This is a genomic window from Micromonospora hortensis, assembly GCF_022230935.1.
Lineage (GTDB): Bacteria > Actinomycetota > Actinomycetes > Mycobacteriales > Micromonosporaceae > Micromonospora > Micromonospora hortensis.
This window is the reverse complement of record NZ_JAKKFE010000012.1, coordinates 515,732-538,710: the sequence shown is the minus strand read 5'-3', so window position 1 is coordinate 538,710 and position 22,979 is coordinate 515,732. Positions and strand designations below refer to the sequence as shown.

17 protein-coding genes are annotated in these 22,979 nt (G+C 70.2%); 8 read left to right on the top strand and 9 right to left on the bottom strand.

The window, feature by feature from the left end; all coding sequences use genetic code 11:
* Positions 1–3: 3 nt before the first annotated feature.
* The 3 genes from NIE111_RS10945 to NIE111_RS10935 are packed head-to-tail and all read right to left on the bottom strand — an operon-like array spanning position 4 to position 4,173.
* The gene (locus tag NIE111_RS10945; RefSeq protein ID WP_238684281.1) at positions 4–1,389 is read right to left on the bottom strand and encodes an FAD-dependent oxidoreductase; all 1,386 of its coding nucleotides are present in this window, start codon (positions 1,387–1,389) and stop codon (positions 4–6) included.
* 14 nt (positions 1,390–1,403) lie between these two features.
* Positions 1,404–2,780, bottom strand: coding sequence for a condensation domain-containing protein (locus tag NIE111_RS10940; RefSeq protein WP_238684280.1), 1,377 nt, complete (start codon positions 2,778–2,780; stop codon positions 1,404–1,406).
* A 31-nt stretch (positions 2,781–2,811) separates the two neighbouring features.
* Positions 2,812–4,173, bottom strand: coding sequence for an extracellular solute-binding protein (locus tag NIE111_RS10935; RefSeq protein WP_238684279.1), 1,362 nt, complete (start codon positions 4,171–4,173; stop codon positions 2,812–2,814).
* Between the two features lie 265 nt (positions 4,174–4,438).
* On the opposite strand from NIE111_RS10935, the gene NIE111_RS10930 reads away from it, so the two are divergent.
* Complete coding sequence (locus NIE111_RS10930; protein WP_238684278.1) at positions 4,439–6,070, top strand: MFS transporter; 1,632 nt, start codon at positions 4,439–4,441, stop codon at positions 6,068–6,070.
* 237 nt (positions 6,071–6,307) lie between these two features.
* On the opposite strand, the gene NIE111_RS10925 is transcribed toward NIE111_RS10930, so the two are convergent.
* From NIE111_RS10925 to NIE111_RS10905, 5 genes are all read right to left on the bottom strand, one after another.
* Positions 6,308–7,654: an FAD-binding oxidoreductase gene (locus NIE111_RS10925; RefSeq protein ID WP_238684277.1), complete on the bottom strand. Its 1,347-nt coding sequence runs from the start codon at positions 7,652–7,654 to the stop codon at positions 6,308–6,310.
* A gap of 27 nt (positions 7,655–7,681) precedes the next feature.
* Complete coding sequence (locus NIE111_RS10920) at positions 7,682–9,172, bottom strand: FAD-binding oxidoreductase (RefSeq protein ID WP_238684276.1); 1,491 nt, start codon at positions 9,170–9,172, stop codon at positions 7,682–7,684.
* Between the two features lie 143 nt (positions 9,173–9,315).
* Positions 9,316–10,188: a phytanoyl-CoA dioxygenase family protein gene (locus NIE111_RS10915; RefSeq protein ID WP_238684275.1), complete on the bottom strand. Its 873-nt coding sequence runs from the start codon at positions 10,186–10,188 to the stop codon at positions 9,316–9,318.
* A gap of 7 nt (positions 10,189–10,195) precedes the next feature.
* The gene (locus NIE111_RS10910) at positions 10,196–10,465 is read right to left on the bottom strand and encodes a phosphopantetheine-binding protein (RefSeq protein WP_238684274.1); all 270 of its coding nucleotides are present in this window, start codon (positions 10,463–10,465) and stop codon (positions 10,196–10,198) included.
* A gap of 209 nt (positions 10,466–10,674) precedes the next feature.
* The gene (locus tag NIE111_RS10905) at positions 10,675–11,856 is read right to left on the bottom strand and encodes an acyl-CoA dehydrogenase family protein (RefSeq protein ID WP_238684273.1); all 1,182 of its coding nucleotides are present in this window, start codon (positions 11,854–11,856) and stop codon (positions 10,675–10,677) included.
* A gap of 236 nt (positions 11,857–12,092) precedes the next feature.
* Between NIE111_RS10905 and NIE111_RS10900 the strand changes: the two genes are divergently transcribed.
* The 7 genes from NIE111_RS10900 (at position 12,093) to NIE111_RS10870 (ending at position 22,607) form a co-directional block, all read left to right on the top strand.
* Positions 12,093–13,247, top strand: coding sequence for an epoxide hydrolase family protein (locus NIE111_RS10900; RefSeq protein WP_238684272.1), 1,155 nt, complete (start codon positions 12,093–12,095; stop codon positions 13,245–13,247).
* Positions 13,244–14,182, top strand: a complete 939-nt coding sequence (locus NIE111_RS10895) for a cyclase family protein (protein WP_238684271.1) — start codon at positions 13,244–13,246, stop codon at positions 14,180–14,182. The genes NIE111_RS10900 and NIE111_RS10895 overlap by 4 nt, the downstream gene beginning before the upstream one ends.
* A 26-nt stretch (positions 14,183–14,208) precedes the next feature.
* The gene (gene metK / locus NIE111_RS10890; protein WP_238684270.1) at positions 14,209–15,366 is read left to right on the top strand and encodes a methionine adenosyltransferase; all 1,158 of its coding nucleotides are present in this window, start codon (positions 14,209–14,211) and stop codon (positions 15,364–15,366) included.
* A gap of 104 nt (positions 15,367–15,470) precedes the next feature.
* A complete protein-coding gene (locus NIE111_RS10885; RefSeq protein ID WP_238684269.1) occupies positions 15,471–18,677 on the top strand; it encodes a non-ribosomal peptide synthetase in 3,207 nt (1,068 codons plus the stop codon).
* Positions 18,678–18,690: 13 nt separating this feature from the next.
* Complete coding sequence (gene cmdF, locus NIE111_RS10880; protein WP_238684268.1) at positions 18,691–20,295, top strand: tyrosine 2,3-aminomutase; 1,605 nt, start codon at positions 18,691–18,693, stop codon at positions 20,293–20,295.
* Complete coding sequence (locus NIE111_RS10875) at positions 20,292–21,824, top strand: 4-hydroxyphenylacetate 3-hydroxylase family protein (protein ID WP_238684267.1); 1,533 nt, start codon at positions 20,292–20,294, stop codon at positions 21,822–21,824. Before cmdF ends, NIE111_RS10875 begins: the two co-directional genes overlap by 4 nt.
* A gap of 6 nt (positions 21,825–21,830) precedes the next feature.
* Positions 21,831–22,607, top strand: a complete 777-nt coding sequence (locus NIE111_RS10870) for an SDR family oxidoreductase (protein ID WP_238684395.1) — start codon at positions 21,831–21,833, stop codon at positions 22,605–22,607.
* Here NIE111_RS10870 and aroH read toward each other — a convergent pair.
* Positions 22,542–22,970, bottom strand: coding sequence for a chorismate mutase (gene aroH / locus NIE111_RS10865; RefSeq protein WP_238661001.1), 429 nt, complete (start codon positions 22,968–22,970; stop codon positions 22,542–22,544). The two genes, NIE111_RS10870 and aroH, sit on opposite strands and share 66 nt — an antisense overlap.
* Positions 22,971–22,979: the final 9 nt, after the last annotated feature.

The following is a 22,979-nucleotide window of genomic DNA, read 5'->3' as shown; positions in this document are numbered from 1 at the left end:
GTCCTACCTCTCGGGTTGTGGCCGGCTGACCGGGGCAGCCGCCAGGGTCGGCGCCGGCGGCGGTACGGGCCGACCGGCCTTGCGCAGCACACGGATGATCCGGTCGGGGCGGAGCAGGCTGGTTGGCGGGTCGATCAGCCCGGCCACCCGGATGAAGCCGTTGGTCAGTTCCGCGTCGTGTACGGCGGCCCGCTGATACCGGGCGACATACGCGTTGATCGTGCGGACCTTCGCGGTGCGACGGCCCTGAACGCCCGCGTAACCGAGGTCGGCGCTGGCCGAGAAGTCCCACGGTGAGTCGATCTCGGCGGCGATTTGACGGAAGAACTCCCGCCAGGGCGGGATCGCGCCCTGGCGCAGAAGGCCGCCGAGCACCACCGACTCCACGGCGGCCACTGTCATGCCCTGGGCGTAGATCGGGTTGAAGCTGCACACCGCGTCGCCGAGCACCAGGAACCGCTCCGGGAATCGGGTCAGGTGCTCGTAGCGGCGTCGGACGCTCGCCGGGTAGCGGAACTGCACGGGGTCGTCGAGCGGCTCACAGTCGGCGAGCACCTTGGCGATCTCGGGCACCGGCACCGAGCGGACGAACTCTCCGAAGCCCTCCGGGTCGGTGGGCGGGTGGTCGCCGAGAATGCCGGTCAGCGACAGCTCCAGTCGGTTGTCGTCGCCGGGCAGGCGGTAGAAGAAGGCGCCGCGTGGCTGCGCCGGTGTGGCCGCCGGGATGATCGCCAGGTCGCTGCCGAACGGGTCGTACGGCGCCTGGTAGTGCCGCGTCGTGTAGGCGAGGTCGATCTTCACCTTGTCCTCGGTGGGCCGCGCGTACCCCAGCTCCGCCAACCAGGTCGGCGTGCGCGAGCCCCGGCCGGTGGCGTCGATGACCAGGTCGGCGTCGAGCACCTCGGGAGCGCTGCCGGGTGTCTGCGCCTGGATCCGCGCGCCGGTCACTGTCGCGCCGTCCGCGGTGACCGCCAGCCCGAGGACGTCGCGCTTCTGCAGGAACCGGACGTTGGGAATCGCCTGCACCCGTTTGCGCAGGTGGTATTCGAGCACGGGTCGGGTGGCGGGCACCGAGAGCAGCCCGGAGGTCGACGGCTTGAGCCGCTGCCCACCGAAGATCCACTGGATGTCGCCGTTGAAGTCGCCGGGCTTGACGCCGGCGTTGACCAGGTCGGCCATCAGGCCGGGGAACTGCCGTTCGAAGATCTGCTGGCCCTTCGCGACAAGCCCGTGCGCGTGCCGACCGTGCGGAACCCCCCGCCGGTACGTCGGGTTGTCCACGACCTCGTCGCGGTCGACGAGCACCACGTCGTCGAACGACTCGGCGAGTTCCTTCGCCGCGAGGAGCGCCCCGAGGCTGGCGCCGAGCACGACCACACGGTCGCCCACCTTCCGGCCCGTTGTCACCGCCCTCCCCCAATCGTGGTCAGTGCCGCGTCCGGCCGGGTCAGCAGCTCACGCAGCAGGTGCAGGTAACGGTCGACGAGGTCGTCGATCGTCTTCTGATCGAACAGGTGGGCGCTGAACCCGATCGCGCCGACGATGTCGTCGGACGGGCCGAGATGCAGCGACCAGAGGATGCCGTCGGGCATGTCGGAACCGACCGGCTGGGAGATGACCCGCCGCCACACCGCCGAGTACTCCAGGTCGCCCACCCGCTCGCGCTCCATCACGAACGGCGGCTGGATGACCTGGAAGAGGCAGGGCACGACGCCGGGCCCGACCGACGCCATCAGCTCGGGCGCCTCCTGCAGGACGTGCAGCAGCGGGACCTCGTGGGAGTACGCGCCGAGGCAGGTGGCGCGGGTCCGGGTGACCACGTCGCGGAAGGTGGTGGCGTCGGACAGGTCGGTCCGCAGCGGAACGAAGTTGAAGAACGAGCCGACCGTCTCCTGGAACCGACCGTGCCCGCGTCCGGGAGTGAACGTCGGCACGGTCAGGTCGGTGCTGCCGGTCCAGCGGCTCGCCAGCACGTAGAAGGCGGCCAACAGCACCATGAACGGTGAGGTGTGCGTGTCGGCCGCGAGGGCCGTGGTCGTCGACCGGAGCTCGGCGTCGGTGACGAAGCGGTGCCAGGTGGTCGTCGGCACGGTGTCGGCCGCCAACTCCCGGTCCGCCGCGGTCACCATGATCCGCCCGCCGGCCAGCTTGTCCCGCCAGTAGTCACGGGCCGCCGCCAGCGGTGGAGCGTCCGCCTCGTCCTGCTGGGCGGCGATGTACTCGCGGTACTGCGGGGCCGTGCCCGCGATGGGCGTCTCCCCGGCGGCCCGCTGGGCGTACGAGCGAGCCAGGTCACGCAGGATGATCTGCATCGACCAGGCGTCGGCCGCCGAGTGGTGCGTGGTGAGGACCAGCACCGAGTCCGTCTCGTCGAAGCGCCCCAGCGTGGCCCGCAGCAGGGGCAGGTCGTGCACGTCGAGGGTGCCGGCCTCGATCTCGTTGATCAGCTCCTCGGCGCGGCGCTCGCGGTCGGCGGGGTCGATTCCCGGCAGGTCGCGGACGTCCACCTTCGGCGAGGTCACCGGCAACACCCGCTGCCCGTGCTCACCGTCGCGCAGCACCGACGTCCGGAGGGCCTCGTGCTGCCCGATCACGTCCGCCAGCGCCAGATCGAGAATGTCCACATCTATCCGGCCGTGCACTCGCCAACCGTCGGCGATCAGGTAATGCGGCCCGAACGGGCCGGTGGTCTCGCCCGTGTCGAACAGCAGCAGGAACTCCTGCTGCAGGGAGAGCGGGAGATCAGCGGTCGCCGGGGGTGGTTGCTGCGAGATGGTCATGAGCGCGCTCCTCACGAGATGATGGGCGGAGTCAGTCCACGACGAACTGACGCGGCCCGGGCGGACCCGCCCGCAGGCCGAGGCAGTCGGCGTTGTAGTCGTCGAGCAGATGCTGGGCCTGCTCGGACGCGCGGGCGAAGCGGCCCGACGGGTCCGCGTCGTGCAGCAGGATGTCTTCCATCGCGTGCGTCATCAGGCCCTGGATGCGGGGAAACTCGCCGAGTACGGCCCCACGCGCGGCAGGTGAGCCGTCGGTCGCCAGTAGCTGCTCGATGGCGACCCTCTGATGTGGCCGTTCGTCGAACCAGCCGTCGCCGGCCAACATGTCGATTGCGGTCGTGGTGACCGGGATGAACCAGGTCGCCTTGTGCCGCTCGGCGACGGCCCGCGGGTTGAGCAGGTGTTGCAGGAACGCGAGCGCGCCGTCCCGGACCGCCGGCTGCACGCTGTCGGTGAGCCAGATGGCGTCACCGCCGACGATGTTGCCCGCGTAGCGGACCTCGCCGTTGTGCGGCATCCGGCCGACCTCGACGGTGAAGCCGTGGTCGCGGCCGGCCTGGATCAGCCACTCCGCCTCGACCGAGGAGCTGAGGACGAACGCCACCCGCTGCTCGGCGAAGGCGGCGAAGTTCTCCTGCCAGGCCCGGCCGGTGTTCTCGCCGTACGCCTGCCCGCCGGTGTAGTGGTAGTGACCGTCGCGGTACAGACCGCGCCACCACTGCGCGAAGGCCACCATCTCCGGCACGGCGAGGTCGACCTTCTCGGCGCGACCGTCGCGGCCGTTGGCGTGATCGGCGAGCAGGCCACCCTGCTGGGCGACCGCCTGCTGGAAGATCCACCCGTGGTTGGGCCAGGTGATCGCCGGCCCGCCGGTGTGCGCGCTGACCGCCTTGCAGGCGGCCGTCACCTCGGCCCAGGTGGTCGGCAGCGCTGTCACTCCCGCCCCCGCGAGCAACGTGGTGTTGGCGTACAGCAGGGTGGTAGAGACCAGCGGGGGAGCCGCGAGCAGCAGGCCGTCCGCCGAGTAGTACCCCCGTGCCGGGGCCACGATGTCGTCGGTGACCACCGGCTCGCCGAGCACTGTGGTGCGGTCGGCGAGCGTCGTCGCGACCGGCCGGAACAGCGGTGCGCCGTTGACGTCGCGCATGTCCCGGGCCAGTTGCGTGGAGGTGTGGAAGTACTGCACGAGGGCCGGGGCGGCGCCGCGTCTGGCCGCGGCGTCCACATCGGCGGGCAACGTCTTGTAGCTCGACTCACGAACCCGGATCCGGTAGTCGGGGTGGGCGTCGTGGAAGCTCGCCGCCAGGGCCCGGATTCCGCCCACGTAGTCGGGCACGGCCGGGTAGCTGGGCAGCCAGATGTCGATGCTGATGGGCTCGGCGTCCGTCCTCACGCAACAGTCCTCCGGCATCTCGTTGGGGTCGCCCAAAGGTTGCCCGCCGATGCGGGGAGCGGTCATCTCCGCGAGTGCTACGCCGCGCCGTCGGCAGCGACTGCGCACGACGGAAGTCGTCCCGAGCATCTGTTCGCGGCAGAACGTCGGTACGCCGGAAAGACATGTCGAAAACCGCTCGTCGGCTTCGACATGGCGGTAGAGGGGCCTCGGGGCGTCGAAGACCGCCGTCGCAGGCTCATGAGGCCGAGAAGGGATCGACACGATGGATAACTCCACGTCGGCGCCAGCGAACGACCTGGCGGGACGTAAGGAATGGATCGGGCTGGCGGTGCTGGCACTGCCGGCGATGCTGGTGGCGATGGATATCGGAGCGCTGTTCCTGGCGCTGCCGCATCTCAGCGCGGACCTCGGCGTCACCAGCGTGGAGCAGCTGTGGATCATCGACATCTACGGCTTCCTGCTGGCCGGCTTCCTGCTCACCATGGGCACCCTCGGTGACCGGGTCGGGCGCCGTCGACTGCTCATGATCGGCGCGGTCGCCTTCACGGTGGCCTCGGTGCTCGCCGCGTACGCCAACAGCGGCACCACCCTGATCATCGCGCGGGCCCTGCTGGGCATCGCCGGCGCGACCCTGTCGCCGTCGACGCTGGCGCTGATCACCAACATGTTCCGCAACGAGAAGCAGCGGGGCGTGGCGATCTCGATCTGGGCGTCCGCGCTCTTCGGCGGCACCGCGATCGGGCCGATCGTCGGCGGCGTGATGGTCGAGCACTTCTGGTGGGGCTCGGTGTTCCTGCTCGGCGTGCCGTTCATGATCGTGCTGCTGGCCACCGGGTTCGTGCTGCTGCCCGAGTACCGCGACCCCAACGCGGGCAAGTTCGACCTGTTCAGCGTGGTGCTGTCGCTCGGTGCGATCCTGCCGGTGGTCTATGGCGTCAAGGAGTTCGCCGCGAGTGACTCGGACAACCCGGCCGTCGCGGGCGGCGCGATCCTGTTCGGCCTGGTGGTCGGCTGGATCTTCATCCGCCGCCAATCCCGGCTGGAGCACCCGTTGATCGACCTCACGATGTTCCGGAACGCGGCCTTCAGCGGCACCCTCGTCACGATGATGTTCGCCTCGGCCGCGCTCGCCGGCGTCAGCCTGATGAGCACGCAGTACATCCAGAGCGTCGAGGGCCTTTCGCCCGGCGCGTCCGGCCTCTGGCAGGCGCCCACCGGTCTGGGCATCGCGATCGGCAGCATGGCCACGCCGATGCTGATGAAGACGCTCAAGCCGGCCACCGCGATCATGATCGGGCTCGGCATCTCCCTGGTGGCGATGCTGGTGCTGACCCAGGCCGGCAGTTCCGGTTGGCTGATCGCGATCGTCGTCGCGGTCGCGCTCGTCGCGCTCGGCACCGGTCCGCTGTTCACCCAGGGCACCGGCATGGTGGTCAGCTCCGTAGCCCCGGAGAAGGCCGGCTCCGCCGCGTCGCTCTCCGAGACCAGCAACGTGTTCGGGTCGACGCTGGGCCTCGCGCTGTTGGGCAGCATCGGTGCCGCCGTCTACCGCGACCGGATGGCCGACGCGCCGTTGACCGACGTACCCCCGGAGGTCGCCGACGTGTCCCGGGAGAACGTCGCCGCGGCGACCGCCGCATCCGACTCGCTGCCGGGCAACCTGGCCACCGCCCTCAGTGACGTCGCTGGTGAGGCGTTCACCACCGCGATGAACGTGGTGGCCGGCGTCGAGGCGCTGCTGGTCATCGCCCTGATCGTGCTGGTGGCGGTGACGTTGCGGAACAAGCCCGCCGCACAGGCGTCCGGGTCCGACCCGACGGCCCCGTCAGCGCCTGCCTCGTCGCCTGCGTCCGCCTCGTCGTCGGAGACCGTGCCGACCACCGGTGCCGTCTAGGCCGGACACCCCGATACGCCAACGGCGGCCGCCCATCCCCCCGGGCGACCGCCGTTGGTCCGTCGGCCCCAGGGCCTGTTTCATGAGAACTGGCCGCCCTGGGGGGCGGGCCCGAACGACGACATCCGGCAAGGCGCGGTTTCGTCCGGATACCACACCGGTATCCGGACGAAATTGCGCCTTGCCGGATCGCCGCCCGGACTCCGCCTCGGCTCGACCGCCCTTATGAAGCAGGCCCTAGCGCAGCATCGTCGTACCGGGGCTGGCGTCGAGGCGGAACAGGCCGGTGGGATCGACGCGGGTGCGGACGCGGTCCGCCCGGTCGATCTGCTCCGGGTCGAGGTGCCGCTGCGGCTGCTGCCAGCTCTCCACGAACGTCGGCGCGGTGCGGCCGGTGTCCCAGGGCGCCAGCGCCGCCCGGACGACAGCGCAGTGTTTCTCGATCGCCGCGGTGGCCTCGGGGCCGTCCGGGATCGCGTTGCCCAGATACGAGTAGCGGGCGTCGTAGTGGTCGAGCGCCCCACCCCGAGGGTCCGGCACTGCCAACGCCCCACCGAGCTGCCGCAGCTCCGCCGTGATCAGCGGCGATCCCGAGCCGGTCGCCGCCAGGAACGCGGCCGACGCCCGCTCGTCGAGGTCCGCGAGCAGCAGATGGTCGCCGACGATCGGCACCGGCTCGTCCGGCCCGAGCTGAGCGCGGACCACCTCGGCCGGCGTACACGGCAGCCACGACTCGACCACCGGGGCGGCCACGGCGCGCAGTTCGTCCAACAGCTCGGTCAGCCCGCTCGGCGCGTCGTCGGCTCGCACCTCGGTCGCCGCCACCCCGATCATCGTTCCGCTCCTCAGCTCGACCGGCACGATGGGTACGTCGGGCAGGTTGAGCACCTGGAACGCGCTGGTGACCTCCCACGGCGCGGTAGCGGCCCACCCGGTCCACCGCCTCAGCAGCTCCGCCGCGTGCACCACCGGCCAGTACGCCGAGCCGGTGACTACCGGCCGGGCCGGGAACAGCCGCATCTCGACCGCGACCACCACCCCGAACCCACCGCCGCCGCCCCGCAGGGCCCAGAACAGCTCCGGATCGTGGTCGGCGTCGACGCGGTGCAGCTCGCCGTCCGCGGTGACCAGGTCAACGGCTGTCACACTGTTGGCCGCGAGCCCGACCAGCCGCCCGTAGACACTGACGCCGCCGCGCAGCAGGTAGCCGACCGCGCCGACGTCGGCCGACGAGCCGTGCGGCGCGGCCAGGTCGTACGGTGCCGCCGCGTCGACGACGGCGCCCCAGCGGGTGCCGGCGGGAATCAGCGCGGTACGGCGCACCGGGTCGATCTGCACCGCACCGTCCATCTCGGTACGCACCAGCACCGACCCGCTCATCTCCCGCGCCGCCGCGGCGCCGTGGCCGGTGCTGTGCACCCGCACCGGCATGCACGTCGTCCGGGCGTACGCGAGCACATCCCGCAGCTCAGCGAGGGTGCGCACGGTGCGCGCGGCGGCCGGGCGGGGTGCTCCGTGCAGGTTGAACACCGTCGTGGCGTGCTCGTAGGCCGGATCGTGGGGGAAGTACACCTCGCCTGCCATCGTGGCTCCCTGGGTGGTGTGGACCGCTCAATCGGGCAGCCGCACCGACAGACCGTGCCGGAAGACGTCCCGGGGGTCGTAGCGGCGCTTGACCCGCTGGAGGCGGGGATAGTTGTCCTTGAAGTAGAGGGTGTGCCAGGGCACGCCGGAGGTGTTCCACTCCGGATCGGCCAGGTCGACGTCGGGGTAGCTGATGTAGGAGCCGTCACTGACGTCGCCGGACACCGGAACGCCGCCGCTCTCGGCGTAGACGTCCCGGTAGAACGCGCGGACCCAGGCGGTGTTGACGGCGTCGTCGTCGGGTGACTGCCAGGCGCCCGCGCTGTACGACGCCTTCACCACGCTGTCCCGCTGTGCCGCGGCGGTGGCGTCCGACGGCACCGCGTTCACCTGTCCGCCGAACGCGGTGAGCACGATGCCGGCCGCCGGGTTGGCGTACTCCGGGTCGGCCAGGTAGCGGAAGATGGTGGCCAGTTGCTTGTCGGTGTAGCCCCGGCGCAGATAGCCGGCCTTGTTCTTGTAGCGCCCCTTCGGGTCGCTGGGCCAGCTGTACGAGGGCATCCAGCTCGCCATCCAGTCGACCACGTCCCGGTCGACGGACCGGGGGGTCAGCCCGGTGCCGTCCCCGATCGCCGCGAGCTGGTCGTCGAGCATCCGGGCGGCACCCTCGACCGCGTCGTCGACCACAGCGGTGAGCGCCACGATGCCGGCCGAGCGGTGCATGACGATGAGGTTGCTCCACAGCTGGGTCTCCGGTGCGTCGACGGCGCTGTGCCGCTCCAGCCAGCCGCAGTAGTTCGCGATCAGGCGGGTCAGCGCGTCCTCGGTCATCCCGTCCCACGACCACAGCACGTCACAACGCCGGATCCGGCGGGGCGCCGTGGGCAGCAGACGCGACGGGTCGTCGGAGTCGACTCCCGGGCTGCGCAGCCAGAACCGGGTGACCACACCGAAGCTGCCGCCACCGCCGCCCGCGGTCGCCCACCACAGGTCGTGGTGCGGGTCGTCGGGCTCCCGGGTGGCGACCACCACGTCGACGGTGCCCGACTCGTCGACGACGACCACCTCCACCGCGTACAGGTGGTCGACGACCAGTCCGTCGCGGCGGGACAGGTGACCGTAGCCGCCGCCGGTGATGTGGCCGCCGACGCCGACCTCGAAGCAGGTGCCGCCGGGGATCGTGACGCCCCAGGTGTCGTACAGGATCGGGTAGAGCGCCCCGAGGGTGATGCCGGCCTCGACCATGATTGCCCGCCGCTGCGCGTCGTAGGACACCGCGCTCATCGGCGCGAGGTCGATCAGCACCTGGATCTCGGGATTGGCGAAGAAGTCCTCGAAGCAGTGGCCGCCGCTGCGCACCGCCACCCGCCGCCCCGAGCCGACGGCCTCCCGCACGGCGGCGGCGACCTCGGCGGTGGTGCGGACCTGACGGACGTGGTCGGGGCGGCCGGTGAAGCGGTGGTTGTAACCCTCGACGAGTGCGGCGTAGCGCGGGTCGTCGGGCAGGATGTCGGTCATGTGGGTGGGTCCCTCCGCTGGGGCGACGACCATCAGACCCTCACATCCGTCTGCCGGTGGACGCATCTCTGATCGTGCGAATAGGACGGCCGCCCCACCGACAGCGGGCGGGGCGGCCGCTTCGTCCACCACGTCGGACACGTTCAGGCCCGTGCGGGGCTTTCGAGCACCGCCGGGTCGGCGTCCGGGTCGGTGAGCAGGATGTGGGGGTCCTCCATCTCGTACCAGCCCACGCCCGGCGGGCAACGGTCGTAGCCGAGCAGGCGCTGGACCTCCTCGGGGAGCGTGAGGACGACGTCGCGCGGCACCGCCAGGAACTGGTTCTCCTCCTGCCGCAGGTTGCCGAGGTCGTAGGAGACGGTGAGGCTGGTCCGCGGCCCGGTGGAGACGTTGCCGCCGCCGCCGTGGTAGACGCCGCCCAGCCAGAGCAGCGCCGACCCGGCGGGCATCGCTGCCGGGATCGCCTCGCTGTAGCGTGGGGCACGCTCGTCGTCCCAGTGATGGCTGCCTGGGATCACGAGGGTGGCGCCGTTCTCCTGGGTGAACTCGCTCAGCGCGAGCATCAACTGCACCCGCGTCGTCGGGCCCGGGTGTCGCCGCAGGTGCAGCGAGTCGTCGCGGTGCAGCGGCTGACGCCCCTGCCCCGGGTCGATCTGGATGGCCTGGGTCGCGCTGATCTGGATGTTGGGCGTCATCTCGATGCGGGCCTGACCGACCCACATGTGCACCGGCTTCTCCATGATCTGCCGCGCCGCGCCCAGATACAGCGGGTGCAGGAAGATCGGGGTCAGGTGGCTGGTACGCCGGAACAGCGACGAGACCCGTCGGGTCAGGTGACCGTCGTACCCGCTCTTGCTGTAGCGCGTGCCGTCGAGCAGCGGGCCCAGGTCTTCCCAGAGGCCGTCGAGCGTGCTCTGGTCGACGAAGTTCTCGATGATGATGCAGCCGTCGCGCTCCAGCACGGTGACCACGTCGTCGAGGGGGGTATCGGACGTCACCCGGACGAACTCCACCATGGTCGGACTACCTTCCTCGGGCTTCGGCCTTCGCGACGATGTCGCGCGTGAAAGTGGCCAGGTCGGGGTCTTCGAAGAGGTCACCGAGGTCCATCTGGACGCCGATCTCCTCCTGTACGCGGGCGACGATCCGCACGGCGGAGATGGACTGCCCGTTCAGCTCGAAGAACGTTCCGTCGGTCTGGCCGGCGGGTACGTTGAGAACGTCCCGCCAGATGGATTCGACCTGCTTTTCGATATCGGTGACGGTCAGCGTGCCGGGTGGGTCGATCGGCATGGGAATCCTCCCGAGATAAGAGCTGATGGTTGCCGCACGGGTCGGCCGGCGAATTCGGCGACCCCCACCGCATATGATGTCGGTGATATCGCCGAATGTGTTCTTCGCTATTGCGCTCTCGTCGGGCGCATTCGAATAGCCCGGACAAACGGACGGCCGGGCCCGGAGCGATTGACGCATCCGGGCCCGGCCGGGCTGGTGGGCCCCTGTTACAGGTACTGCGTGTTCGGCCCCATTCCGCACAGAATCCGGCCGTACAGTTCGAGGTTGGTGTTGGGGTGCATGATCGCGTGCAGGTTCAGCGTCTGCACGTCGCGCTGGATCCGCTGGATCGGCACATGCTGGTAGACCGAGGATCCTCCGCTCGCCGTGCGGAGCACGTCGACGGCGTCCTTGGCCGCCTGGCAGGTGGCGCCGAGGTCGAGGCGCGCCTTGGCGCGTTCCTCAAGCGTCCACTGTTCGCCCGACGTGCCCTTGCGGTCCACCCGGTCAGCGGCCCGGTACTCGTGGAACTCTGCCTGGTCGATCTTGATTTCGGCCTCGGCCACCTGGAGGTGGGTCAACGGCGCCTGGCTCTGGTCGGGGTAGTCGGTATAGGTGATCTTTCGGCCGGGGAGCCGCTCGAAGAACGCCTCCTTGGCGGCGCGGGCCAGGCCCAGCGCCGTCGCGCCGACGGTCGCGCAGGCCACCGGCATGAACGGGCCACCCCACATCGTGGTGTTCGGGTCCTGCTGCATCGGGTGCTGACCCATGATGATCGGGACCATCGACATGACGCGCTCCTCGGGCAGGAACACGCCGTCGGCGACCGTCGAGACGCTGCCGGAGCCGCGCAGGCCCGACGTGTGCCAGTCGTCGACGATCTGCAGGTCGGCCATCGGGATCAGGGTCATGATCGGTTCGTAACCCCCGTCGGGGGTGGGCCGCACGGCGGCGTTGGCGTTCCACTGGCTCTGCGTCGCGCCGGTGTTGAACGACCACTTGCCGTTGAGCAGGTAGCCGCCCTCGGTCGGGACGGCCATCGCGGTCGGGCTGAGGATGCCACTGATGCGGACCGACGGGTCGGCGAAGACCTCCTCCCGCACCGAGTCCGGGAAGAGGCCGGCGACGAAGCTGCTGATGTGCCAGACCGCCACGGTCCAGGCGGCTGAGCCGTCACCGCGGGCCAGTTCGGCGATGACCTCGGTGACGGCGCGAGTGTCGGACTCGTAGCCGCCGAACCTCTCGGGCACCCGCATCCGCAGGATGCCCGCGTCACTCAACGCCTCCACTACCTCGTCGTGCAGTCGGCGATTGTCCTCGCTCCACTGGGCGTGCCGGGCCAGCAACGGCACCAGCTCCGCGGCCGCGCGGACGAGGTCGGCGCGGGGCGGAGCGTCGGTGATCGACATCGATCCTCCTCGAAGGGTTGGGGAGTCCGTGAAATGCGCGTCGGAACTGACGGCGGACGCCCATATGACCCTTGCACCACCGCTGCCGTCACGCATCTTCCGGAGTGCGCTGCTCCCGGCCGGGGCAAGAGTCGAACCGGAGCAATATGGAAGGTGCGCCGTTCCGGTTCGGGCAGGTGATATTGACTTCCGTCGTAGCGGACATTGCTGCGCCCGTCGTCGAAGGGATTTCCGATATGGAACGGTTCCGCGTGGACATTCTTCAGGAGGACGTGGACGATCTCCGCCGCCGACTGCGGGAAACCCGCTGGCCCGTGCTCTTCGACGCCGGCTGGGACCGCGGCGTGCCCGCCGACTACCTACGCGAACTCGCGGACTACTGGTGCGACGGGTTCGACTGGCGCGCGATGGAGCGGCGCATCAACGAGGTGCCACAGTTCGTCACCACCATCAACGGCTCGCCCGTGCACTTTCTGCACGTACGCTCACCGGAGCCGAACGCCACTCCGATGATCATCACGCACGGCTGGCCCGGCTCGGTGACCGAGTTCCTCGACGTGATCGGCCCGCTGACCGACCCCGTCGCGCACGGCGGGGACGCGGCCGACGCCTTCCATCTGGTGATCCCGTCGATGCCGGGATTCGGGTTCTCCGGGCCGATGCCGGCGCCCGGCTGGAACAACCTCACTGTCGCCAAGGCCTGGGCGGAGCTGATGAGCCGGCTCGGCTACGACCGCTATCTCGCGCAGGGCGGCGACTTCGGCGCCGGCATCTCGTACGCGTTGGCCCAGATCGACGCGGAGCACGTCGTGGGTCTTCACCTGAACACGCTGGTGACCACGCCAGCGGGCGACGGCTCGGACGTGCTCGACGACGAGGATCGGCGGCGCCTGGCCCGCTCGCAGCGTTTCCTCGACGTGCTGGCCGGTTCGATGAAGCTGCAGGCGACGCGGCCGCACACCATCGCGTACGCCCTGAGTGACTCGCCGGTCGGGCAGCTCGCCTGGATCGTGGAGAAGTTCAAGGACTGGGCCGACTCCGGCAAGGTGCCCGAGGACGCTGTCGAACGGGACCGGATCCTGGCCATCGTCTCGATCTTCTGGTTCACCGGCACGGCCGGCTCGTCGGCGCAGTTCTACTACGAGACCGTCGACTACCTGCCGATCTCGAACCCCACTGTGCGCTACGCCCCGATCCGGCAGCCGCTCGGCGTCGCGGTGTTCCCGCAGGGTGTGTTCCTACCGATCCGCCGGTTCGTCGAGCGCGACTTCCCGACCCTGGCGCACTGGTCGGAGTTCGACCGTGGTGGCCACTTCGCGGCCCTGGAGGAGCCCGACCTGTTCGTCGGCGACGTGCGGGCGTTCGCCCGCGTCGTACGGGCCGGCTCGTGACCCACACCGAACCCCGGGTCGACGACTTCCGGGCGGTGGGGGAGCGGCTGCGGAACTGGGGTCGCTGGGGCCCGGACGACGAGCGCGGCACCATCAACCTCATCACACCGGAGCGGCTGGTCGCGGCCGGCCGACTGATCCGCGCGGGACGGACCTTCGACCTGGGGATCAACCTGGACGACAAGGGGCCGCAGAACGGCCGCTTCCGCAGCAACCCCGTACACCTGATGTCGGAGACCGGCGCGGAGCAGGTGTTTCCCGGTGGTTTCCGGTACGCCGACGATTTCCTGTTCATGCCGATCCAGGCCTCGTCGCAGTGGGACGCGCTGGCCCACGTCTTCTACGACGGCCAGTTCTACAACGGCTTTCCCGCCGACGAGCTGACCGTCAAGGGCGCCGGCCGCTGCGGAATCGACCGGCAGGGCAAGGGGATCGCCGGTCGGGGTGTGCTGCTCGATATCCCCGCGGTGCGTGGCGTTCCGTGGTTGGAGGCCGGAGACGTCATCACCCCGGCCGATCTGGACGCGGCCATCACCCGGCAGGGCGGCGTGGACGTCGGTCCGGGAGACATCCTGCTGGTCCGTACCGGTTGGCGGCGCAAGTTCGTCGAGCAGGGGCAGGACGCCGGATTCATGGCCGGGGAGCCCGGCCTGGGGCTGGCCAGCTGCCAGTGGTTGCGGGACCGCGACGTCGCGGCGGTCTGCGCCGACAACTGGGCCGTCGAGGCGTTGCCGGGCGAGGACCCGGGCGCCTTCCTGGCGGTGCACATGGTGCTGATCCGGGACATGGGCCTGACGCTCGGCGAGATCCTCGACTTCGAGGAGCTGACCGAGGACTGCCGAGCCGACGGGGTGTGGGAGTTCTTCTTCGCGGCGCCGCCGCTCAAGATCACCCGCGCTGTCGGTTCGCCGATCAACCCGCTCGCCATCAAGTGATCCGACCATCCCGAAACGGGGAAGCCATGGGACGCCACCTCTTCACGTCCGAATCGGTGACCGAGGGTCACCCCGACAAGATCGCCGACCAGATCAGCGACGGCATTCTCGACGCGCTGCTGGCCACGGACCCGCACAGCCGGGTCGCCGTCGAAACGCTCATCACCACAGGTCAGGTGCACGTCGCGGGCGAGGTGACCACCAGCGCCTACACCGACATCCCGACGATCGTGCGGGAGACGATCCTGGGCATCGGGTACGACTCGTCGTACAAGGGCTTCGACGGAGCGTCCTGCGGTGTCAGCGTGTCGATCGGCGCGCAGTCGCGAGACATCGCCCTCGGGGTCGACCAGGCGGGCGAGGCGCAAGGCGCGGGCGACCAGGGAATGATGTTCGGCTTCGCGTGCGATCAGACGCCGGAGCTGATGCCGCTGCCGATCGCGCTGGCCCACCGGTTGTCCCGTCGGCTTACCGCCGTGCGCAAGGACGGCCTGCTGCCGTACCTGTGGCCGGACGGCAAGACCCAGGTCACCATCGAGTACGACGCCGGGCGTCCGGTGCGGGTCGACACAGTGGTGGTGTCCGCTCAACACGCTTCCGGCATCTCGCTGGAGACGATGCTGAGCCCGGACGTCCGGGACAGCGTCGTGCTGCCGGAACTGGAACCGCTCGACCTCGACGTGGACAACCTCCGTCTGCTGGTCAACCCCACCGGGCGATTCGAGATCGGTGGCCCGATGGGTGACGCGGGACTGACCGGCCGGAAGATCATCGTCGACACCTACGGCGGGTACGCCCGCCATGGTGGCGGCGCGTTCTCCGGCAAGGATCCGTCCAAGGTGGACCGCTCGGCGGCGTACGCGATGCGGTGGGTGGCGAAGACCATCGTCGCGGCCGGTCTGGCCCGGAAGTGCGAGACCCAGGTGGCGTACGCGATCGGCGTGGCCGAGCCGGTGAGCCTGTCGATCGAGACGTTCGGCACCGAGACCGTCGCGCCGGAGCGGATCGAGAAGGCAGTGGCGGAGGTGTTCGACCTGCGCCCGGCGGCCATCATCCGGGACCTCGACCTGCTCCGCCCGATCTATGGAGCGACGTCGGCGTATGGGCACTTTGGTCGGCAGTTGCCCACGTTCACCTGGGAGGACACCAGCCGGGCCGAGAGCCTGGCGTCGCTCGCCGTGTAGCGCCTGCGCGCCGAGAACGTAACCCCTTCAACACCGCAATTCGGGAGTTGAGGGCCGGAACCCCGCATTGACATACTTTTCCGAGCAGAAGGGGGCGGTCGCAGATGTCCATTCACGACACGACGAGCGTGCTTCCCACCTCCGCGGCACAGGACGGCCTCTGGTTCCTCGATCGTCTGACGCCCCGGTCCCCGGCGCTGCACCGCTACCGGGCGTACCGGATCGCCGGTCCGCTCGAGGTCGCCGCGCTGCGGACGGCCTGGACGACGCTTGTCGACCGGCACGAGGTCCTGCGCGTCCGCTTCACCGAATCCGGCCGCGCCGTGTTCGACGAGAGCCTGCCCGCCGTGCTGTCCGTGGTGGACTGCTCGACCGGCGGACGCCACGGCCAACCGACGGTCGAGGCGTTCCTCGCCGCCGAGGTGGCGGCCCCGTTCCTCCTCGACCGGGGCCCACTGGCCCGGCTCGGCGTGGCCCGACTGGCCCCACTGCGGCACTGCCTGGTGCTCGTCGCGCACCAGATCGTCGCGGACGAGACCTCGATGTCGACCCTGATCGACGAGCTGGGTCGGCACTATGCCGCGGCCCTGGGTGACAGACCGGCGCGCCCGGTCGGCGCGGATGCCGCACCGCGGTTCTCCGAGCACGTGCGCACCGCACGCGCGGTCGAGGCCGCCGTCCGACGGGCCGAGAAATGGTGGCGGGAGTCCACTCCGCTCGCGCCGGTCGAGCTGCCCACCGACCGGCACCGGGGCACCGACGTCGACTGGCGCGCCGGCGTGTACCACTTCGACTGGGGTGTCGAACTGGCCGCCGACGTACACCGGCTCGCGCTCGACGCCGGCACGGCTCCGCTGGCGGTCGTGCTCGCCGCCCTGGAGGTGGTCCTGGCGCGCTACAGCGGCGAGCGCCGGATCGCGGTCGGCACCCGGGTCGGCACCCGGCTCGCGACCACGCCGACCGGGCTGGTCGGGCCGTTCGAGAACCTCGCCCTGATCGACGTCGACCTGACCGGCGCGCCGACCTTCCGGGAGCTTGTCGACCAGGTCGCCGGCCGTCTCGACGCGCTGTCCGACCAGCGGCACCTGCCGTTCGGCCGTCTCGTCGAACTGCTCGGCGCACCCCGGGACCCGCGCACGATCCCGCTGGTCAACGTGCTTGTCGACGAGACAGCCGAGGAGCACTCCACCCTGCGCCTGGCGCACACCACGGCGACCCGGCAGGACATCGACCCTCCGGCGACGATCGCCGACCTGGAACTGCGGGTGGCGACCCGGCCGGCGACGATCGGCACCTTCGCCTACCGCGCGGAGCTGTTCGACGACGAATCCGTCGAACGGATCGCCAACCAGGTGCTGACCGTCCTCGCCGCCGGGGTCGCCACGCCGGACACGCCGGCGACCGCCCTGCCGATGGACCAGCCGATCCCCGCCGCCCACGAGCTGGGCGGTGACGACAGGATCGCCGACGGACCACCTGTCGACGCGCCGGTGCACGAACTGGTGCGACGGATCGTCGACACCCACCCGGAGCGCCTGGCGGTGCTCACCGACAGCGGCGGTCTCACGTACGCCGGGCTGTGGTCGCGGGCCCGGGAAATCGCCGCCGCGCTGCTCGCGCGGGGTGCGGGCGGACGGCCGGTGGTGGTGCGACTCCCCTCCGGACCGGAGCAGATCGCCGCGTTGCTCGGGGTGCTCGTCGCCGGCGGACACCTGTGCTGGTTCGGCACCGGGGACGTGGGTGATCGCGGTCGCGCCGTGCTCGCCGACCTGCGTCCCGCCTGTCTGCTGGTCGCCGGTGACCCGGACGGCGACGAGCTGGCCCGCTGGGCTCGCATCGAACTCGACATCGCCGTGCACGACGTGGCGACCCTGACCGGGGCCGGGGCGCTGCCGACGATCGACGCTGACGCGGTCGCCTACGTCGCCTACACCTCCGGATCGACCGGACGGCCCAAGGGCATCGCCCAGCCGCACTCGGCGTTCGGCCAGTTCGTCACCTGGCTCGGCGCGGAGTTCGAGATGGGCGGCGGCGCCCGGGTGGCGCAGTGGGTGGCACCCGACCACGACCCTGCCCTGTGCGAGGTGTTCGCCACGCTGACCAGCGGCGGCACGCTGTGCCTGCCCGCGCCGGACATCCGGATCCACGGCGAGAGGCTCGTCGACTGGATGGCCAACCGGGAGATCACCCACCTGCAGACCGTGCCGAGCTTCGCCCGCGAACTGCTACGGGTGGTCACCAGCCGCGCGGACCGGCCCATGCGCGCCCTGCGGCACCTGCTGCTGATGGGTGAGGCGCTGCCGGGCGAGCTGGTCAACCGGTTGCACGGCAGCCTGCCCGACGTGCACCTGGCGAATCTCTACGGGCCGACCGAGACGATCGCGGCCACCTGGCAGCCGATCGACCGACCGGTGGATGGTTCGACGCCGATCGGACGGGCGATTCCCGGCCGGCAGGTGCTCGTCCTCGACGACGACGAGCGGCCCTGTCCGCAGGGCGTCACCGGCGCCATCGTCATCCGCAGTCCCTTCGTGGCCGCCGGCTACCTCGGCGCTGTCGAACCGTCCACGGCGTTCGCTCCGGTCGGTGGACAGTCCGACATCCGCACCTACCGCACGGGTGATCTGGGCCGTTGGCGCTTCGACGGCGCCCTGGAATACCGGGGCCGCGAGGATTTCCAGATCAAGGTGTACGGCGTGCGTCTCGAACTGGGCGACGTCGAGGCCGCGCTGCAGACGCACTCCTCGGTACGCGAGTGCGGCGTGGTCGCGGTCCGTGGACCGGACGGGATGGTCAACCGCCTCGACGCGTACGTCGTGCCGATCCGAGCCGGGGAGGGCTCGCCCGAGGTGTGGCGGGCCCACCTGCGCCAGCGGCTCGGCAAGGTGATCCCCGTCGTGTTCCGTACCGTGCACGGCCGGCTTCCCCGCAACATCGGGGGCAAGGTCGACCGGCGGCGACTGCCGGAGCTGTCGCGCCCGGCGCGGGCCGCGGCGACGGCGTCACTGACCGACACCGAGCAGATCCTCGCGGCCCTGTGGGCCGAGGTGGTCGACGCGGGCGTACCGGGCCTCGACGACAGCTTCTTCACGGCCGGCGGACGCTCCGCGCTGATCCCGGCTCTGCTCCACCGCGTCTTCGAACGGTTCGGCGTGCATGTGCCGATCCGTGACTTCTACGCCAACCCGTCGCTCCGCACCCTCGCCAACGCTGTCAGCGTCGCCGGCGACGAGGACGGACCACGACGGCAGGCACCGGGCGTCGCCCATCCCGGCGAGCCCACCAGACCCGACCCGGCACCACGGCTGTGATGAGGTGAGGACAGTGACAACGAACGAGAACATTGTCGTGCTGGACGGCGACACTCTCGACATTCCGGGCATTCGGCGGATCGCCGAGGACGACACCACCTGCGAGGTGTCGCCGTCGGCGCTCGCTCGAGCGGGCAAGAGCCGCGCGATGTTCGAGGACATCGTGCGTCAGGACATCCCGGTGTACGGGGTGACCACCGGATACGGCGAGATGATCTACATGCTGGTCGACCCCTCCAAGGAGGTCGAACTCCAGACCAACCTGGTGCGGAGCCACAGCGCCGGCGTCGGCCCGCTGTTCGCCCGCGACGAGTCGCGGGCGATCGTGACCGCTCGGCTGAACGCGCTGGCCAAGGGCCACTCCGCGGTACGCCCCGAGTTGCTGGAGCGGCTCGCGCTCTACCTCAACCTGGGCATCACTCCGGCCATTCCGGAGATCGGTTCGCTCGGCGCGAGCGGCGACCTCGCGCCGCTGTCGCACATCGCGTCCACGGTGATCGGCGAGGGCTACGTGCTCGACGGCACCGGCAAGGTGCCCACCGGTCAGGTGTTGCGCAAGCACGGCATCGAGCCGTTGGAACTGCGTTTCAAGGAGGGGCTCGCGCTGATCAACGGCACGTCGGCGATGACCGGTGTCGGCGCGCTCGTGGCTGACCGGGCCATGACGCAGGTACGCCAGGCGGAGATCGTCACCGCCCTGGTGATCGAGGCGCTGCGGGGCTCGATGAGCCCGTTCCAGCCCGAGGGGCACGACATCGCGCGACCGCATCAGGGGCAGATCGACACGGCGGCCAACCTGCGGACGCTGATGCGTGGCAGTTTGTCCACTGTGGAGCACAGCCAGCTGCGCAAGGAGGTGGCCGCCGGCAAGGAGTCCGGCAAGGACGTCACGCGGACGAAGGTCTACCTGCAGAAGGCGTACTCACTGCGGGCCATCCCGCAGATCCTGGGCTCCGTGCGGGACACGCTCTACCACGCGATCAACAAGATCGGCATCGAGTTGAACTCGGCGAACGACAACCCGCTCTTCTTCGAGGGCGAGGAGATCTTCCACGGCGCCAACTTCCACGGACAGCCGGTCGCGTTCGTCATGGACTTCCTCACGATCGCGCTGACCCAGCTCGGCGTGCTCTCCGAGCGGCAGTCCAACCGCCTGCTCAACCGGCACCTGAGCTACGGTCTGCCGGAGTTCCTGGTCACCGGTGATCCGGGCCTGAACAGCGGTTTCGCCGGCGCCCAGTACCCGGCGACCGCCCTGATCGCGGAGAACCGCACCATCGGGCCGGCGAGCACGCAGAGCGTCCCGTCCAACGGCGACAACCAGGACGTGGTCAGCATGGGGCTGATCTCCACCCGCAACGCCCGCCGGGTGCTGCGCAACAACGACACCATCCTGGCCCTGGAGTACCTGGCCGCGGCGCAGGCCGTCGACATCTCCAAGCGGTACGGCGACCTGAGCCCGGTCGCCAAGGCCACCTACGACCACGTCCGCTCGATGGTGCCGACCCTGGACCGCGACCGCTACATGGCCGACGACCTGGAAACCGTCACCGCCGCCCTGTCCCGCGGCGAGTTCGCCGCCGCTGCCGCGAGCGCTCAGCAGAGCGAACTACGGTGACCAGGCCCTACACCGGCGCGGAGTACATCGAGAGCCTGCGTGACGATCGCGAGATCTACCTCTACGGCGACCGGGTCAAGGACGTCACGACGCACCCGGCGTTCGCCAACGCGGTACGCATGACCGCGCGGCTCTACGACTCGCTCCACGACCCGGCCACCGCACCGGTGCTCACCGCACCGGTGGACAGCGGCGGCACGGGCTTCACCCACCGGTTCTTCACCACGCCGCACAGCGCCGAGGACCTGGTCGCCGACCAGAAGGCCATCGCGGCGTGGGCCCGGATGAGCTACGGCTGGATGGGGCGCAGCCCGGACTACAAGGCCTCCTTCCTCGGCACCCTCGGCGCGAACGCCGACTTCTACGGCGAGTACGCGGACAACGCTCGGGCCTGGTACCGCCGCTCCCAGGAGCAGGTGCAGTTCTGGAACCACGCGGTCGTGCACCCCCCGGTAGACCGCAACCGGCCGCCCGACGAGGTACGCGACGTGTTCGTCCACGTCGAGCGGGAAACCGACTCCGGCCTGATCGTCAGCGGCGCGAAGGTCGTCGCGACCGGGTCCGCCCTGACCCACTTCAACTTCATCTCGCACCACGGGATGCCTGTCAAACGACGGGAGTTCGCGCTGATCGCCACCGTGCCGATGGGCGCCCGCGGGATGAAGCTGATCTGCCGGCCGTCATACGCCGCGACGGCAGCGGTGATGGGCAGCCCGTTCGACTACCCACTGTCGTCACGGCTGGACGAGAACGACACGGTGCTCATCCTGGACAAGGTCGAGATCCCGTGGGAGAACGTGTTCGTCTACGGCGACCTTGGCAAGGTGCAGATGTTCGGCGGGCGCTCGGGGTTCACCGAGCGGTTCACGTTCCACGGCATGACCCGGCTGGCGGTGAAACTCGAATTCATCGCCGGCCTGCTGGCCAAGGCGCTGGACCTGACCGGCACGAAGGACTTCCGGGGGGTGCAGAGCCGCCTGGGTGAGGTGCTGGCCTGGCGCAATCTCTTCTGGGCGCTGTCCGACGCCGCCGCGCGTAACCCCGTGCCGTGGAAGAACGGGGCGGTGCTGCCGAACCCGGAGTACGGGCAGGCGTACCGGTGGTTCATGCAGGTGGGTTATCCCCGGGTCCGCGAGATCATCATGCAGGACGTGGCCAGCGGGCTCATCTACCTCAACTCCAGCGCCGACGACTTCAAGAACCCGGCGATCCGCGGATACCTGGACCAGTACATGCGGGGCTCCGACGGCAGCACCGCGATGGAGCGGGTGAAGCTGATGAAGCTGCTGTGGGACGCGGTCGGCACCGAGTTCGGCGGCCGGCACGAGCTCTACGAGCGCAACTACTCCGGCAACCACGAGAACACCCGGGTCGAGATGTACTTCGCGCAACTCGCCTCGGGGCAGATAGACGGCTACAAGCGGTTCGTCGACGAGTGCATGAGCGAGTACGACATCGACGGCTGGACAGTGCCGGACCTCGCGTCCTTCGATCACCTGCGGTGGGCGCGCAACGATCTCTCGACGTGAGGAGCGCTGATGTTGCAGGACAAAGTCGCAGTGGTCGCCGGTGTGGGGCCGGGGCTCGGGCGGGCGATCGCGCTCGCCTGTGCCCGGGCCGGCGCCGACGTCGTACTGGCCGCACGTAACGAGTCGGTCCTCGCCGAGGTGGCCAAGGAGGTCGAACAGCTCGGCCGGCGGGCGCTCGCGGCGCCGACCGACCTGACCGACGACGCCGCGGTCGCCGCCCTGGCCGACTCGGCGCTGCGGGCGTTCGGGCGGGTGGACGTGTTGGTGTACAACGCGTTCGCGGTGCCGACCTTCACCGACCTCACAGCGATCGACGTCGACGCCGTGCGGGCGAGCCTGGAGACCGACGTGTTCGGGGCGCTGCGGGTCACCCAACGGCTGGCCCCGACGCTGACCGAACACAACGGCGCCATCGTCATGATCAACGCGATGGTGGTACGGCAGTCGAAGCCGTCGTTCGGCGCGTACCGGATGTCGAAGGCCGGTCTGCTCGCGTTGGCGCAGAGCCTCTCGACCGAGCTGGGCCCATCAGGCGTACGGGTGAACACCGTGATGCCCAACTACGTCTGGTCCGACGGGCTCCGCGGCTACTTCGCCTACCTGGCCCAGGAGCGCGGCATCACCGAGAAGCAGGTCTACGACGAGACGGCGGCGAGCCTCGACCTGCGTCGCCTGCCCGAGGCGGACGAGGTGGCAAACGCCGTCGTCTTCCTCGCGTCAGACCTGGCCAGCGCCATCACCGGGCAGTGTCTCGACGTGAACGCCGGCGAGCTGCATCGCTGACAGATCGGGGCGCAGCACCTCGGCGCCTCCGAGATAGACGTGCCGCACGGCCGCTCGCGGCCGTGCGGTCAGCACGTGGGCCAGCATCCGCACGACCCGGGGCAGCGCGCCGGGCACGTCGATCTCGGCGGCGCACAACAGGGGTACGTCGTGCAGACCGAGCTGGCGTGCGGCGACCGCCGGGAAACAGCTCACCAGGTCGGGTGTGGCGGTGAACAGGATGCTGACGAGGTCGTCCGGCGCCAGTTCGTTGCGCCGGACGACCTCGTCGAGCAGGAGCCGCGTACCGGCCCCGACCACGTCCGGACTGTCCCGGTCGACCTGGATCGCGCCCCGGATCGCCCGCAGGGTCGGTGCCGTCATCGTCGTCCC